General features: G+C 71.6%; 10 protein-coding genes. 3 read left to right on the top strand and 7 right to left on the bottom strand.

The features are described 5' to 3' along the window. Positions 1-3: 3 nt before the first annotated feature. Genes C569_RS0121140 through C569_RS0121130 form a run of 3 tightly spaced genes read right to left on the bottom strand, consistent with a single transcriptional unit; the run spans position 4 to position 3,921 of the window. Entirely contained in the window at positions 4-1,194 is a 1,191-nt protein-coding gene (locus C569_RS0121140) for a glycosyltransferase (protein WP_018787764.1), read from the bottom strand. Further along, on the bottom strand, positions 1,191-2,486 hold the full coding sequence (locus tag C569_RS0121135) for a glycosyltransferase (RefSeq protein WP_141708219.1): 1,296 nt from the start codon (positions 2,484-2,486) through the stop codon (positions 1,191-1,193). The genes C569_RS0121140 and C569_RS0121135 overlap by 4 nt, the downstream gene beginning before the upstream one ends. A gap of 31 nt (positions 2,487-2,517) precedes the next feature. Then, positions 2,518-3,921, bottom strand: a complete 1,404-nt coding sequence (locus C569_RS0121130) for an oligosaccharide flippase family protein (protein WP_255327285.1) — start codon at positions 3,919-3,921, stop codon at positions 2,518-2,520. A gap of 313 nt (positions 3,922-4,234) precedes the next feature. On the opposite strand from C569_RS0121130, the gene C569_RS30670 reads away from it, so the two are divergent. Then, positions 4,235-6,154 carry a S8 family serine peptidase gene (locus C569_RS30670; RefSeq protein ID WP_081635991.1) on the top strand — a complete coding sequence of 640 codons (1,920 nt, stop codon included), beginning with the start codon at positions 4,235-4,237 and terminating at the stop codon, positions 6,152-6,154. After that, positions 6,151-7,938 carry a proprotein convertase P-domain-containing protein gene (locus tag C569_RS0121120; protein ID WP_036346451.1) on the top strand — a complete coding sequence of 596 codons (1,788 nt, stop codon included), beginning with the start codon at positions 6,151-6,153 and terminating at the stop codon, positions 7,936-7,938. Before C569_RS30670 ends, C569_RS0121120 begins: the two co-directional genes overlap by 4 nt. A gap of 4 nt (positions 7,939-7,942) precedes the next feature. Here C569_RS0121120 and C569_RS0121115 read toward each other — a convergent pair whose 3' ends face one another. After that, positions 7,943-10,723 (bottom strand): AAA family ATPase, encoded by a 2,781-nt coding sequence (locus tag C569_RS0121115; protein ID WP_081635990.1) that lies wholly within the window; start codon positions 10,721-10,723, stop codon positions 7,943-7,945. Between the two features lie 80 nt (positions 10,724-10,803). Between C569_RS0121115 and C569_RS0121110 the strand changes: the two genes are divergently transcribed. Continuing rightward, the gene (locus C569_RS0121110) at positions 10,804-11,292 is read left to right on the top strand and encodes a GNAT family N-acetyltransferase (protein WP_026268450.1); all 489 of its coding nucleotides are present in this window, start codon (positions 10,804-10,806) and stop codon (positions 11,290-11,292) included. Positions 11,293-11,348: 56 nt separating this feature from the next. Here the strand turns inward: C569_RS0121110 and C569_RS0121105 are convergent, their stop codons facing one another. From C569_RS0121105 to eda, 3 genes are read right to left on the bottom strand one after another with little or no spacing between them, the layout of a single operon-like run. Beyond that, the gene (locus tag C569_RS0121105) at positions 11,349-12,650 is read right to left on the bottom strand and encodes an MFS transporter (protein WP_155945571.1); all 1,302 of its coding nucleotides are present in this window, start codon (positions 12,648-12,650) and stop codon (positions 11,349-11,351) included. A gap of 2 nt (positions 12,651-12,652) precedes the next feature. Beyond that, positions 12,653-13,753 carry a sugar kinase gene (locus tag C569_RS0121100; protein WP_018787756.1) on the bottom strand — a complete coding sequence of 367 codons (1,101 nt, stop codon included), beginning with the start codon at positions 13,751-13,753 and terminating at the stop codon, positions 12,653-12,655. Further along, positions 13,750-14,412 (bottom strand): bifunctional 4-hydroxy-2-oxoglutarate aldolase/2-dehydro-3-deoxy-phosphogluconate aldolase, encoded by a 663-nt coding sequence (eda, locus tag C569_RS0121095; protein ID WP_051090512.1) that lies wholly within the window; start codon positions 14,410-14,412, stop codon positions 13,750-13,752. The genes C569_RS0121100 and eda overlap by 4 nt, the downstream gene beginning before the upstream one ends. Between the last annotated feature and the right edge of the window lie 18 nt (positions 14,413-14,430).

Here is a 14,430-nt window from a genome sequence, read left to right as displayed (position 1 = left end):
AGTTCAGCGACGTACCGCGTCGAAGAAGGCGTCGAGGCTGTCGGCGTACATGCGGTAGTCGAACGACTTCAGCGCCTGCTCGCGGGCTGCCAACCGCATCATGGTCAAATCCCGGTCGGTCAGCCGGGCCGCCCGCTGGACCGTGCGCATCAGCCCCGTCACCGAGTAGTCGGGGCAGACCAGCCCTTCCACCCCGTCACGGAGGTAGCTGCCCATGTCGCTGGTCAGGTTGGCGAGCACGGGCACCCCGTTGGCGAGGCTCTCGCAGAACTTCGTCGAGAAACCCGCGTCGGAGGCGCGTTCGGGGCGACGCAGCAACACGGTGAAGTCGGCCTCGCGCAGCGCCGCCGGTACCTGCCGCTGCGCCATCCGGCCCATGACCCGCACGCCTTCCGGCACCTGCCCGCCCGCCATCGACCGCACCTCGTCCGCCGAGGGGCCGATGATCCGCAGTTCGACGCGCACGTCCGCGCTGTTCGCCTTGCCGACGGCGGTCATCACGGTCGCCAGCAGGTCCTTGTTGTTGCGGCCGGGGCTGCCGGCGTAGACGAGCGTCAGCGCGGGCCCCCGGCAGGTGCGCGGCGGGCCCACCGGCGTGTGCTGAACGTCGGTGGTCGGCGGGATGCGAATCACGGCGCCCACCCGGGAGAGGTAGTGCCGTTCCAGCAGGCTGCTGATCGCGATGACGGCGTCACAGCGCGGATAGTGGTGCCGCAGGGCCGTCTGCATGCTGATGTTCAACGGCCCCAGCACGCCGCCCCGGACGTATCGTCCGTTGTACCAGTCGACCACATCCGCGACCAGCGGCACCCCGTTGCGGTGACACCAGCGCAACAGTCGATGGGCGTACTGGGCCTGTCCTCCGTGGAGGAGCACGTGGGACGGTTTCGTCGGCTGCTCGTCGAGCCAGCGAACGGTGCGTCGTCCCCAGGTGAGGAACATCCGGGCGGAGGCGCGCAGCGGACCGGCCCCGGACGGCGGGGCCTCGCCCAGGCCGACGTGGCACACCGAACCGGCGCCGTCGACATGCAGGGGCACCGGTAGCCGCGGGCCGGGGTCACCGCTGGCGACCACGACGTTCCGGCCGGCGGCTGCCAGGGAGGCGACGAGCCCGAAGACACGCCGTGATCCCGGTTCCCCCCACGGGAACGCGATCGGGCCGACGCACGCCACCCAGTCATCGCGGCGGCTCACGATCGCCCCTGCTGCCGTCCGGCCCGCGCGGCGGCGCCGAGCGCCTCGGCGAACCGCGCCGCCACCCGTTCCCGGCGGTGGTGGCGCTCGGCGTGCGCTCGTCCGTTCGCCCCGTACTGGTGCCACGACGAGGTGTCGAGGCAGAGCTTCCACAACTGTTCGGTCAGCACGTCCGGATCCTGCTGGCCTACGACGACTCCGGCGCCCGCCGCACGGATGTACGCCATTGAGGCGAGTTCGGCCGGCCCGTGGCCGAGGATCGGGCGCCCGGCGGCCAGATACTGCGGGATCTTCGTCGAGACCGAGTATCGCGTGTACCGCCGGGTGTCCTCGGCGAAGCTCTCGACGTGCACCAGGATGTCCGCCCCCGCGAGCACACCCGGCACCTCGTGACTGTCCAGTGACCGCCCGAAGTGCACGGCGGGGTGGGCCACGAAGGCGGACCGGTAGCGCTCGACATCGGCAGCCGGGCAGTGCAGGGTGAGTCGCACCGGCGAGGCAGACGCGCTGATCGCCTGGACGCTGTCCGCAAGGTTCCGCAGTGAGCGCCAGCGGCCCAGGTGCAGGGCACCCACGTAGACGAGGTTGGTCGCCGACTGGCCCGAGTCGGCGGGTCGTGGCGACATCGGCGCGGCGAAGAACTCCGGGTCCACCGAGTTCGTGAAGACGTCGAAGGGGATGCCGTACCGGCGCTGGTACTCGTCGGCCATCGAGTCGCTGATGGTCATGCCGGCCGGAGCGCGTCCGATCACCTGCCGGACCGCCGAACGCACCGCACGGTCGGCGATGCCGCCCAGTTCGCCGTGGGGGTACAGGGTCGCGGGCCAGTCGTCGGTGAAGTGGGGCACGACGGGCACCGCGCACGCTCGGGCCGCCCGGACCGTGAGCCGGGCCAGCCGAACGCTGCCGAGCATGGAGTAGACCACGTCGGGCCGGAACTCCTGCATCCAGCGCACCACCTTCGGCGGCAGGTGCAACGGGCTGAGGTCGGCCAGCGCGACCAGGTGGGCGTACGCGGTGGCGACGAGTGGGCGCCGGTCGGCGGCGTTGCGCACCGCCGTGACCGCCCGGATGCCCTGTAGCGGGCTGCTGCCGTTCCATCCCAGCATGCGCAGCGTGTAGTACTGCGGCGGGAGGTAGTGCTCCCGGGGCGGAAAGTGCAGGTAGCGATCGCACACCTCGTCCGACGGTTCGGCCGAGGCCGTGTAGACCTGCGCCAGGCGGTCCTTCGGCCAGCCGTGGAACAGGTTGGACAGCGTGATCGTCGTACCGGTGGTCCGGTCGAAGGGCATGTGGCCCACCACCAGGACTCGTGGCACGGCATCAGGACGGGACGCCAACTCGTCTCACCTCTCGTGTCTCTCCGGCGCGAGCCGCTCGGGCCAGCGTCCGTCGGTAACCGTGGATCGCCGCGGGAGCGGCTGTCAGCAGGAAACAGATGGTGGCGACGTACGGCACCGCGGCGATGCCGAGCCACCGGGCGGCGCACCACTTGCCGATCACCGACAGCACGAGGTACGCGACGTAACCGACCAACTGCGGGCCGATCACTCCGGCCGCGTTCTGCACCATGAACACGGGCGACACGGCCGCCATCGTCAACCACCACGCCGCCAGGCCCAGCAGCAGCCAGCGGTCGCCGTACGGTGCGGACAGCCAGGCGACGAAGAGCCGCTCCCCGCACGCGACCAGTGCCGTGGCCGGTATCAGGACCACCGCGACGGAGATCAGGGTCATGCGGCGTGCCGTCCGGCGGACCCAGGTGACCCGCCCCAGTGCCAGGGCTGTGCCGTGCGCCGGCCAGAACGGCTGATTGATCAACACGACGATCATCCCGAGTTGGGTGAAGAGCTTGGCCGGCACGGCGTAGGCAGTCACGTCGGCCAGGCCGCGCGTGTGCGCGATGATCAGGTTGTCGGCGTTGTCCGCGAGGGTCATCAGGATCGTGACGACGCCGAAGAGGCCCCCGATGCGCAGCAGTTCCCGTACGGCATCGGGGTCGAGAGCGGTCAGCCCGGGGCGAAGGGGTCGCAGCTCCCGGGCGAAGGCCCAGCAGGTGTTGACGACGTTGCCCAGTACCGGGCCGGACACCGCGGCCGCGACGACCCACGGGGCGCTGAGACCGGCCTGCACCGCCCCGATCGTCAGCGGCAGCGACACGGCCGACCCGACGGCCTGCCAGATGTTGCTCCGCACCCCCATCTGCCAGGCGTACTGCACCCGGCCGATCAGGGAGAGCGGCACGTTCAGCAGGAACGCCGTCAGACCGACCAGGCTGATGGCCCGCACGTCGTCGAGCGGGGCCGACTGCGAGACGTTGAACAGCGCCCGCCAGGGCACGGCGTCCGAGACGAGCCAGAGCAGGGCGCACCCGGTCAGCGCGATCGCCGACACCATCGCGTACGCACTGGACACGTACCGCCGGGCCTGAGTCGTGTCACCGCTGGCGTAGCAGGGCGCCAGCCGGGTGAGGAGACCGTTGCCGAGCCCGAGATCGGCGAAGGCCGCCATGCCGGTGACGGCCACCACCGCCATCCACAGCCCGTAGAGATCGACTCCGATGTTCGAGAGGACGACGGGCACGAGCAGTAGCGGCACCAGCGCACTGACCACTCGTCCGACGAGGGCCGAGGCGATCCATGAGGTGAGTCGACTCGGGCGGGTCGCCGTCCCCGCTCCGGGCCCGCCCTCCGCGGAGGATGTGCTCCCGTCGTCCGTGAGGGACACGCTCTTCACCGAAGCTCTCCTCGCATGCCGCCCATCCTTTGCCTCACCTCCCTTCACGGTCACCACCACCAACGCGTCCCACCGATCTCTGGTTACGCCCGCATATCCACCAGAGGAGCCACCGCCCACCACGGCGCCGCGGCGAGTACGCAGTCCCGCCACCACCGCTTCGCGGGATCACGCGCTCACCGGCCCGCCTTTTCTCCGTGGGGCGTGAATTTCTTGCGTGTTAACGCGGATTGAAATCGACATAAACGAATAGCAACCATCGCAGGCAGATGAACGAGTGTTTCATCGAGGAGAGGTCCCTGCCATGACACGAACTCGGGCCCGGATCGGGCCCTTCCGAGCGCTGTGCGTGCTCGCGCTCGGTGCGGGTATAGCCGGCGTCTCCGGCATCGCCCCGGCCATCGCCCAACCGCAGGGCGTCCGCGCCTACCTGGTGCTCACGACACCCGCTTCCACCAGCACCGTCGCGCAGGCGGTGGTCGCCCAGGGCGGCACGGTCCAGAACAGGCACGCCGAGATCGGCGTCATCGTGGCGCACTCCACAGCCACGGACTTCGCTACCCGGATGCGCGCGGTGAGCGGGGTGCAGAAGGTGGGGCAGTCGCGGGACACCGACGTCCCCGCCCAGGGTTCGACCGCTCGGCGGTACCTGGAACCGCAGATGGGATCGTCCATCGCGGCGCCCCTGGAACCGGTCGACTGGAACATGTCGATGATGGGCGCCGACCGGGCCTGGGACATCAACCCGGGCAGCCGGTCCGTCACCGTCGGTGTACTGGACACCGGTGTGCAGGGAACGCACGACGACCTGCGCGCCAACTTCGACGCCGCCAATTCGGTGTCCTGCCTGTACGGAAAGACGAACACCACGCCGGGCGCCTGGGAGCCGGACGCGTACGCGCCCGCCGCCGGACACGGGACGTCGGTCGCCGGCATCATCGCGGCGGCCCGGAACGGGCGCGGCGTCGTCGGTGTCGCGCCGAACGTGCGGATCGCCGCCGTCAAGGTGATGGAGCCGACCGGCTACATGTACCCGGAGAACGTCATCTGCGGGCTGATGTGGTCCGCGGCGCGTGGCTTCACGGTGACGAACAACAGCTACTACGTCGACCCCTACACGTTCAACCACCCGACGAACCTCGACCAGGACGCGGTGATCGAGGCGGTACGGCGCGCGGTCGACTACGCCCACGGCCGCGGTACGGTCACCGTCGCCGCGGCCGGCAACTTCTCGACCAACCTCGACACCGAGCAGGGGCTGTTCCTGCCCGGCGACCTGCCGAACGCGATCTCGGTGACGGCGACGACCACCCGCAAGGAGTTGGCCTACTACTCGAACTACGGGCTCAACACCGTCGAACTGACGGCCCCGGGTGGCGACGGGAACGGGATGATCAACACCACCGACCTGAACAACGGGTACACGACGTTCAGCGGTACGTCCGCCTCGTCGCCGCACGCGGCGGGCGTGGTGGCGCTGCTGGCCTCGGCGAACCCGAGTGCCAGCCCCGACCAACTGCGCTCGATGCTGCTCTCCCAGGCCATCGACACGCCCTGCCCGTCCGGGGACAGTCGCTGCACCGGAACGCTCACGCGGAACTCGCACTTCGGTGAGGGGATCGCCAACGCCCTGCGTGCGGTCTCCGGCAGCGACCCCGGCCCCGGTCCCGGCACCACCGTCTACGCCACCGATTTCGAGAGCGGGACCTGGACGCTGAACCCCGCCGGGACCGACACCGCCACGAGCGGTCGATTCGAGGTGGGCGACCCGGGCGTCACCTCCTGGAACGGCTACACGTTGCAGCCGGGAAACACGGTGAGCGGGATACGTGCCCTGGTCAGCGGCGCCGCGCCGGGAGCCTCGGCGGGTGACGGCGACATCGACGGCGGGATCACGTCGGCGAGTTCGCCGCCCATCCAGATCCCGGCCGGAGGCACCGCGAAACTGACACTGTCCTGGTATCTCGGGTGGCTGTACAACTCGGCCGGCGCGGACTTCCTGCGGGTCCGGGTGGTCTCCGGGACCGGCTCGACGACGGTGTTCGAGAAGAAGACCAGTTCGTCGAACACCTCCGCGGTCTGGACGGCTGCCACGGTCGACCTCACCCCGTGGACGGGGAACTCGGTACGGATCCTCGTCGAGGCCGGGGATGTCTCCGGTGGCAGCCTCGTCGAAGCGGGCGTGGACGATGTCCGCGTCACCCACCAGGCGGCGACCCGATGAGGCGCCGAAGCGTACCGGTGATCGCGGTTCTCGCCCTGGGCATCGCCGGCCTGAGCGCTCCCGCGGCCGCCGCGGCCGACGACGACCTGATCGCCTCGATCAGCCGCGACCTGAAGATGTCCCGTGCCGAGGCCCGGACCGCGCTGGCCAAGCAGGATGCCGCCCAGCGGACCGTCGAGCGGTTGCCCGAGCGGGGCGCGGGAGTCTGGCTGGACGCGAAGAGCGGTGCCGTGGTCGTAGCGGTCACCGACCCGGCTGCGGCCACCCGGATCCGCGCTGCCGGCGCCGAACCGCGGATGGTAAGCCGGAGCCGGGCGGACCTCGACCGGCTCGTCGGCAAGATCGGTGACCTCGCCGACAACGTCCCCGGCGTCATCGGCTGGGGTGTCGACCCCGAGGGCAACGACGTGCTCGTGCGCGTCGACACCACCAGGACCACCGCCGCCACCCACGCGTTCCTGGTCCGCGCCAAGGCCCTGGGCGTCCGGGTACGTGAGTCGGCCGGTTCGCCGAGCCCGCAAGGGGGCGAGATCCGGCCGGGCAACCCGTGGTTCCCCGGGCCCCTGGGCAACTGCTCGGTCGGCTTCCCCGCGGTCGACGGCTCCGGCGGCAAGCACTTCCTCACCGCCGGGCACTGCACCACTCAGCCGAACCAGCCCGCGTACGGCGCCGCCGGCCAGCAGAACCGGATCGGGACGTCGAACACCGGCGGCACCCGGAGCGTGTTCTCCCGCGAGGGGGACATGGGTGTCGTCGCGGTGACCGAGCCGGCTTGGGCGTTGTCCGCGTCCGTCAACACCTACGGCAGCGCCCCGGTCACGGTGACCGGCAGCACCGAGCCACTGGTGAACCAGATCGTGTGCCACTCGGGTGTGACGACGGGCTGGCAGTGCGGCCGGGTCACCTCCGTGAACCAGACGATCAACTACGCCAGCGGGCCGATCGACGGGGTGTCGTTCACCACCGCCTGCTCGCTGCCGGGTGACTCCGGTGGCGCGTGGCTGGCCGGGACCAGGGCGGTCGGACTGCACTCCGGTGGCTACTCCAGCTGCTCGCCGGGCAACCTGCCGGACCAGTCGCTGTTCCAGCCGGTCAACGAGGCGCTGCGCAAGTGGAACCTCACCCTGTACACCGGTGGCGGTGGCGGTGGCGGTGACACCCAGGCGCCCAGCGTGCCAGGAAACCTGCGGACCACCGGCGTCACCTCGACGAGCGTGTCGCTGGCCTGGAACGCGTCGACCGACAATGTCGGGGTCACCGGGTACGACGTGTACCGCGGCGCCACCCTCGCCACGAGCACCGCCGGCACCACCGCGACGCTCACCGGCCTGACCCCGGCGACCAGCTACCAGATCACCGTCCGGGCCCGCGATGCCGCCGGGAACGTGTCGGCGGCGAGCGGATCGCTCACCGTCCGCACCGCGGACGGCACCGGTGGCGCGCGGACCTTCGCCAACGACACCAACTTCCCGATCCAGGACTACCAGTCCCTGTACAGCCCGGTCAGCTCCACCGCCACCGGTGCCACCACCAGTTCGGTACGGGTCGAGGTCACGGCACAACACACCTGTATCGAGGACCTCGACATCTATCTGCTCTCGCCGTCGGGCCGGTGGTACGCACTGCACCAGTACGGCGGTTACGTCTGCCACCCGTTCCCCGGCACGGCGACCTACACCGTGCCGGTCTCCGGTGAGCAGGCCGGGGGCACCTGGAACCTCTGGATCCGCGACAGCGGGTACGGCGACACCGGGTACCTCGACCGCTGGTCCATCACCTTGTAGCGGCTCAGGGCGCGGCGGTGCTCGGTCCATCCACCTCGGACGGCCCGAGCACCGCCGCCAGTTCCGTCCGCGACCCCACTCGAAGCTTGTGCAGGGCACGAGCGACGTGCTGCTCCACCGTGCGTACCGACACCCCGAGACTGGACGCGATCTGCCGGTTGGTCCGCCCCTGGGCCGCCAGCCGCGCGGCCTCCCGCTCACGCGGAGACAACTTCTCCCCGTACCCCGGCCTCCCCCGCCTCGGCGCCGGTAGCGCGTGGCGCGCGCGCAGCGCGTCTCGGCACCGTTGAGCACGAACCGTCGCGCCCATCCCGGTGAACAACCGCTCCGCGTCGCGCAACGGCTCGACACCGTCGTGCCCGACGGCGAACATGGCCTCCGCCCTCCGTTGGAGGGTCCGCGCCAGCCACTGCGGCCGGTCCCCGACGAGCAGGGCGGCCTCCCGGTAGCCCACCTCGGCGGCGTCCCACTCGCCGCGCTCGTGCGCCAGCATCGCCTCGGACAACGCCAGCGCGCCGGCTGCGGCCGGGCAGTCCAGTCCGCGCACCCCGGCCCGATGCTCCTCGATCGCCTCGCGTGCGGCGGCGTACCGGTCCACCGCGCACAACAACTCGACCGCGACCGGCGTCACCTCGGCCGCCCACACCCACATGCCGGTCGACCGGACGACCCGTAACGCGCTTTCGATGCCGCTCACCACTCCGGACCGGACCTGCCTGCGATGTCGCAGTTCGGCGATCAGCGCGTACGCGGTCGCCACCACCGGTGGCGGCCCGTCCGCCACCGCCATCCGCAGCAGGGGGAACGCGTCGGCGACGTCGCCCTGCTCGGCGGCCAACGCCCCCGCGATCAGACGACACTCCGCGGCGATACGCGGTAGCGAGGCGTAGCGGACGGCCATCTCCCCCGCGCGCGGTCGTAACCCCGTCCACCGCCCGCCGAGCCAGTCCAGCAGCACCGACGCGACCTGGAGCAACTCCACCACGTAGCTGGAGGTCGAGTCCAGTCCGCGCCCGTGCTCCAGCAAGCGGGCGGCCCGGTCGTAGTGACCGAGCCATCCGGCGGCGTCGGCCAGGTTGAGACATCCACGGGTGCAGTGTCTGCCGATCTCCGCGTCGGCGGGCTCGTCGAAGATCCACGCGGCCTGCTGCCAGGCGTCCGGTTCGCCGCGGGTCATCAGGGTGGTCACCCGGTTGACCTGGAAGGCCACCCGCGCCCGTTCGTCGGTGATCGCGCCGGACAGCCCCTCCGCCTCGGCCAACCATCGCAGGTGGACGTCGATGTGCTGTTGCCCGGCGTGCACGTTGGCCAGTGACGACATCACCCGCGCGGCCAGGTCGGGCCGCGGTCCGCGCAGCTCCGCCGCGGCCCGCGCGAGCTCGAGGTAACCCTCGGTCGGACTGCCCGTCTGGTTGAGCAGGAGCAGACCCAGCTCCGACCGCAGTTCACCGCGGATCGACTTGGGTAGATCGGCGATGGTGAGCAGGTCACGCAGCAGGGCCACGGTCGCGGTCACGTCCACGCCGTCGAGCGCGACCCGGCCCAGCTTCACCGCGAGGCGGTGCCGTTCCCGCGGGTCGTTGGCGGCGGCGAGAAGATCGCTCAGCAGGTCGACCGCGCCGCCCGTGTCACCGACCTCGACGGCCCGGTCCGCCGCCAGTTCCGCGTACTTCCGCCAGCCCGTCGTGTCGCCGGCCGCGCGCAGATGGTCGGCCACCCGGCGGTGCGGCGGCGTGGCCGCTGTGAGCAGTACCTCCGCCGCGCGCCGGTGCAGCCGCTGAGCCCGGGCCGGGCCCATCGCCCGCAGCACCGCCCGCTCTGCCAGTTCGTGGCGGCAGTGGTACCTCCCACCGCTCTCGCGCAGCAGCTCCGCAGCGATCAACCTGTCCAACGCGCCCTCACCGTCGGTGAGCGGCACTCCCGCGACGGTGAGCAGGTCGACCCCGCCTACCGGGGCACCCAGCACACAGGCGGCGAACATGACCTGCCGGGAGACCTCGTCGAGGCGCTCCAAGCGCCGGGCGATCGCCTCGGCGTACCCGTCCGGCACCAGTCCGCCGTCGAGCCCTTCCCACAACGCGCCGTGCTCCACCGCCGCCCGGACGACCTCCTCGATCGCGAACGGCACTCCCCCGGTGCGGCGCAGCAGCGTCGCCGCGGCGCGTGCGGGCGGCCGGTCACGGACCATCGCGCGGACCATCTCGACCGTCTCGTCGAGATCCAGCGGCTCGAGCCGGAGCCGGCCCCCCGGCAGATCGGCCGCCGCCGGCCGGCGGGCGAGCACCACCGACAGCCCGGCGGGCAGATGCCCGGCGAGGAAGCGCAGAAAGTCGGCGGTCACGTCGTCCACCCAGTGCAGGTCGTCCAGCACCAGCACGACGGAACCCGCGGCGGCCAACGCATGGCGCAACGCCCGGTACACCCGGTGGCGTTCAGCCCGCAGGTCACCGAGTGGCGGCAGCGCGGGCGGCAACCGCGCCCCCAGTTCGGGCAGCATCGGGACCAGCGCCCCGAGCACCGGATCGGTGCTCCACGGCGCACCGTCGCCGGACAGGACGGCATCGATCACCGGTGCCAGCGGAAGCGGCTCCCGCAGCGGCTGCCCGGACCCGGTGAGCCAGGTGCGACAGTGCAAGCCCGGCTGCGTACGCAGTTCCTGCAACAGCCGCGTCTTCCCCACCCCGGCTTCTCCCTCGACGCGCACCACCGCCGGAGCCGCCCGCACGAGGTCGAGCAGTTTCCGCAGTTCCGACCGGCGGCCCACCAGAGGCGTCTGCCCTGCCATCCGCACACAGTACGACGCCAGACGGTCCTCGGCGTCCCGACCACGAGATCATGAACACCGTCCGGGCCTATCATGGTGCCGTGACGCTCGCCCTTCGCCCGCTCACGCTCGACGACACCGCCGCCGTGCACCGCTGGGCGTGTCTGCCGGAGGCGTGCCGCTACCAGGTGTGGGGTCCCAACACGTACGAGCAGACGCAGGCATACGTGCGGGAAGCGGTGGCGGCGCGGCCCGAGCGGCTGGTCTTCGGGGTGCTCGTCGACGGTGAACTGGTGGGCAGCGCCGAACTCAGGCTGCACGGCCGCAGCACCGGTGAGATCGCGTACGTGGTGCATCCACGACGGTGGGGGCAGGGAATAGCTACCGCCGCGGCGCGGGAGCTGGTGCGGATGGGCTTCGAGGACCACGGGCGCCACCGCGTCTTCGCCACCTGCGATCCACGCAACGTGGCCTCGGCCGCCGTGCTCCTCAAGATCGGCATGCGCTACGAGGGACGAATGCGCGGCACCGCGTTCGTTCGCGACGGTTGGCGAGACTCGGACCTGTACGCGATCCTCGCCTCAGATTGATCGACAGGCCGGGACGGTGGGGCACCGCCCGCGGCCCGAACCCGACGAGCAGACTGTCACCCGCGTTTGTCTGAAGCCGCCTCAGCGGTGCGTCCGACCGGCGACGCGGCTGCCTCGACGGGTTCGGGCGCGCGCAGCACGAGCAGGTACACGCCTGCGGTTGCCAGGCCCCACGCGGCGAAGACAGTCCACGGCACCCACTGCGCGAGACCGCCGCCGAGGTCGAGCAGCCACCCGCCGCCGAGGTTGCCGACCAGCCCACCGAGCGACAGCACCAGACCGTTGGCACCGAAGTACGACGCCACCGCACCCGCCGGGGCAAGTCGCGAGACGGTGCCGTTCAGGGTGGGCAGCAGCAGGACCTGTCCCAGGGTGAACACGACGACACCGGTGACCACCCCGGCCGGCCCCGGCAGCACGCCCAGCAGCCACAGGCCGACGGCGAGCGCGCCCGTGCCCGCGGCGAGCGTCTGACCGGTACGGAGATACCGTTCGGCGAGCCGGGTCAGCGGAACGGTCGCCACGACCATGACGATCGCCGCGACGCTGTAGACGAGTCCCAGTGACGTCGTTCCCGGTAGGACCTGCCCCACGCGGACCGGCACCGCCAGGTAGAGCTGGCTGAACAGCGCCCACGCGGCGGCGCTGACCAGGACGAACCGGCGGAACTGGCGGTCCCGGGCGACCGTACGCAGCCGGTGCAGGGACGACATCCGGTCCGAGGTGCCGGCGTTGGCGCGGTCCGGGCGCAGCCCCAGCCAGGTGATCGCCCCGGCGAGCACGAACAGGCCGGCCGCGACGAAGCACAGGGCGGGAAAGTTGGTGGCGGCCAGGACGCCGCCGAGGGCCGGTCCGAGAACGAAGGCGGCGTTGCTGGCCATCTCCCGCACGGCGTAGGCGCGGGTGCGGTGTGGCGCGGGTGTCAGTTCGGCGTACAGGGCGTAGCTGGCCGGGTGGAACAGTGAGCCGCCGAGGCCGGCCAGGACCGAGGCCACCACGAGCCCGGGCACGGCGTCGACGACGCCGAACGCGGCGAACCCGGCGGCGCGCAGAAGCACGCCCAGGCAGATCGCGCGCCGGTGACCGAACCGGTCGGCGAGCATGCCGGACCAGAGCATCATGCCCTGCTGGCTGGCCGACCGTACGCCGGCGAGCAGCCCGGTGAGTGCGATGCTGAGGCCGAGGTCGTGCAGGAGGTGGTATGCCAGCAGCGGCACCAGGGCGTAGAAGCCGAGGCCCATGAGGAAGGTGTCGGCCACCATGATCCGCAGACCGGGTGACCACCACGTACTCCGGCCATCCCCCGGCGCGGGAGTCGGCTCCGCACGCCGGGGGTCGGTGCCGGTGCGGCGGGTCACGCTCAGCGGCGTACCCGGGCGCCGGAGCCGGCCGCCAGTGCTTCGACCTCCGGCAGACTGGCCATCGACGTGTCCCCCGGTGTGGTCATCGCCAGCGCGCCGTGTGCGGCACCGAACTCGACGCCCACCCGCAGGTCACCGCGCGCCATGAGCCCGTAGATGAGGCCGGAGGCGAAGCTGTCGCCGCCGCCGACCCGGTCGAGGATCTCCAGACCCGGCCGGTGCCGGGCGGTCACGAAGCCGGTGTCGGCGGACCAGCCGATGGCTCCCCAGTCGTTGACCGTGGCGGTCCGCACGGTGCGCAGCGTGGTCGCCACCACCGCGAAGTTGGGGTACGCCCGGGTGACCTGGTCGATCATCTTCTGGAAGTTGTCCACCTCCAGGTGGGACAGGTCCGCGTCGGTGTCCGGCACCTCGAAGCCGAGGGCGGCGGTGAAGTCCTCCTCATTGCCGATCATGACGTCGACCATCCGGGCCAGCCGCTGGTTGACGTGTCGTGCGCGCTCCTGCCCACCGACATCACGCCACAGGCTCGGCCGGTAGTTGAGGTCGTACGAGATCACCGTTCCGTGCCGGCGGGCGGCGGCCATCGCCACCGCGGCGGTCTCCGCGGCCACCTCGGACAGGCCGGCGTAGATGCCGCCGGTGTGCAGCCAACGCACGCCGAGGGTGCCGAACAGGTGCTCCCAGTCGACAGCGTCCGGGCTGAGCTGGCTGGCGGCGGTGTGCCCCCGGTCGGACGTGCCGACCGCCCCGCGTACCCCGTGGCCGCGTTCGGTGAAGTTGAGCCCGTTGCGGGTGGTGCGACCGATCCCGTCGTAGGGCGTCCACCGCACCAGGGACGTGTCCACTCCGCCCTGGAGCATCAGGTCCTCGACGAGCCGGCCGACCTCGTTGTCGGCCAGGGCGGTGACGACAGCGGTGCGCAGGCCGAAGCAGCGGCGCAACCCGCGCGCGACGTTGTACTCGCCGCCGCCCTCCCAGACCCGGAAGGTACGGGCGGTACGTACCCGGCCCTCCCCGGGGTCGAGGCGCAGCATCACCTCACCGAGGGACACCAGGTCGTAGCGGCACTCTGCGGCGGGGCGGACGTTCAGCTTCATCGGTCACCTTCTCGGGCGGCGGCCAGGGCCGCGGCGGTCAGCGTCGTCACGTCGTCCCACCGGCCGGCGGCGAGCAGCCCGGCGGCGACCATCCAGGTGCCCCCGACAGCGAGCACCGAGGGATGGTCGAGGTAGCCGCGGAGGTTGGCGGTGGTGATTCCGCCGGTGGGGACGAAACGCAGGCCGGGGTACGGTGCGGCCAGCGCCTTGAGCATCGGAAGGCCGCCGAGTTGCTCGGCGGGGAAGAACTTGAGCACCGAGAGTCCGGCGTCGAGGGCCGTCTGGATCTCGGTGGGGGTGGCGACGCCGGGAATGACCGGCACGCCGTGTTCCTGACATCGCCGCACCACGGCTGCGGAGAAGCCGGGGCAGACGACGAACCGGGCGCCGGCGTCGATCACCTGCTCGACCTGGTCGACGGTGGTGACCGTACCCGCGCCGACCACCAGGTCGGTGTGGTCGGCCAGCGCTCGGATCGCGGCGACGGCCGTCCGGGTGCGCAGGGTCACCTCGACCGTGCGGAGGCCGCCCGCCTTCAGGGCCGCGCCGAGCGGCGGTGCGGCCTCGGCGTCGTCGAGCACGACCACCGGCAGGAGACGGTCTCCGGCGACGACGTCCAGGACGGTGGTGCCCGCCGCCGCGGTCACGGGCCCCGCCATCACCTGCTCCCGCACGAA

The organism is Micromonospora sp. CNB394, assembly GCF_000374985.1.
GTDB lineage: Bacteria > Actinomycetota > Actinomycetes > Mycobacteriales > Micromonosporaceae > Micromonospora > Micromonospora marina.
The sequence above is the reverse complement of the archived record's forward strand: the minus strand, read 5'-3'. Positions and strand labels throughout refer to the sequence as shown.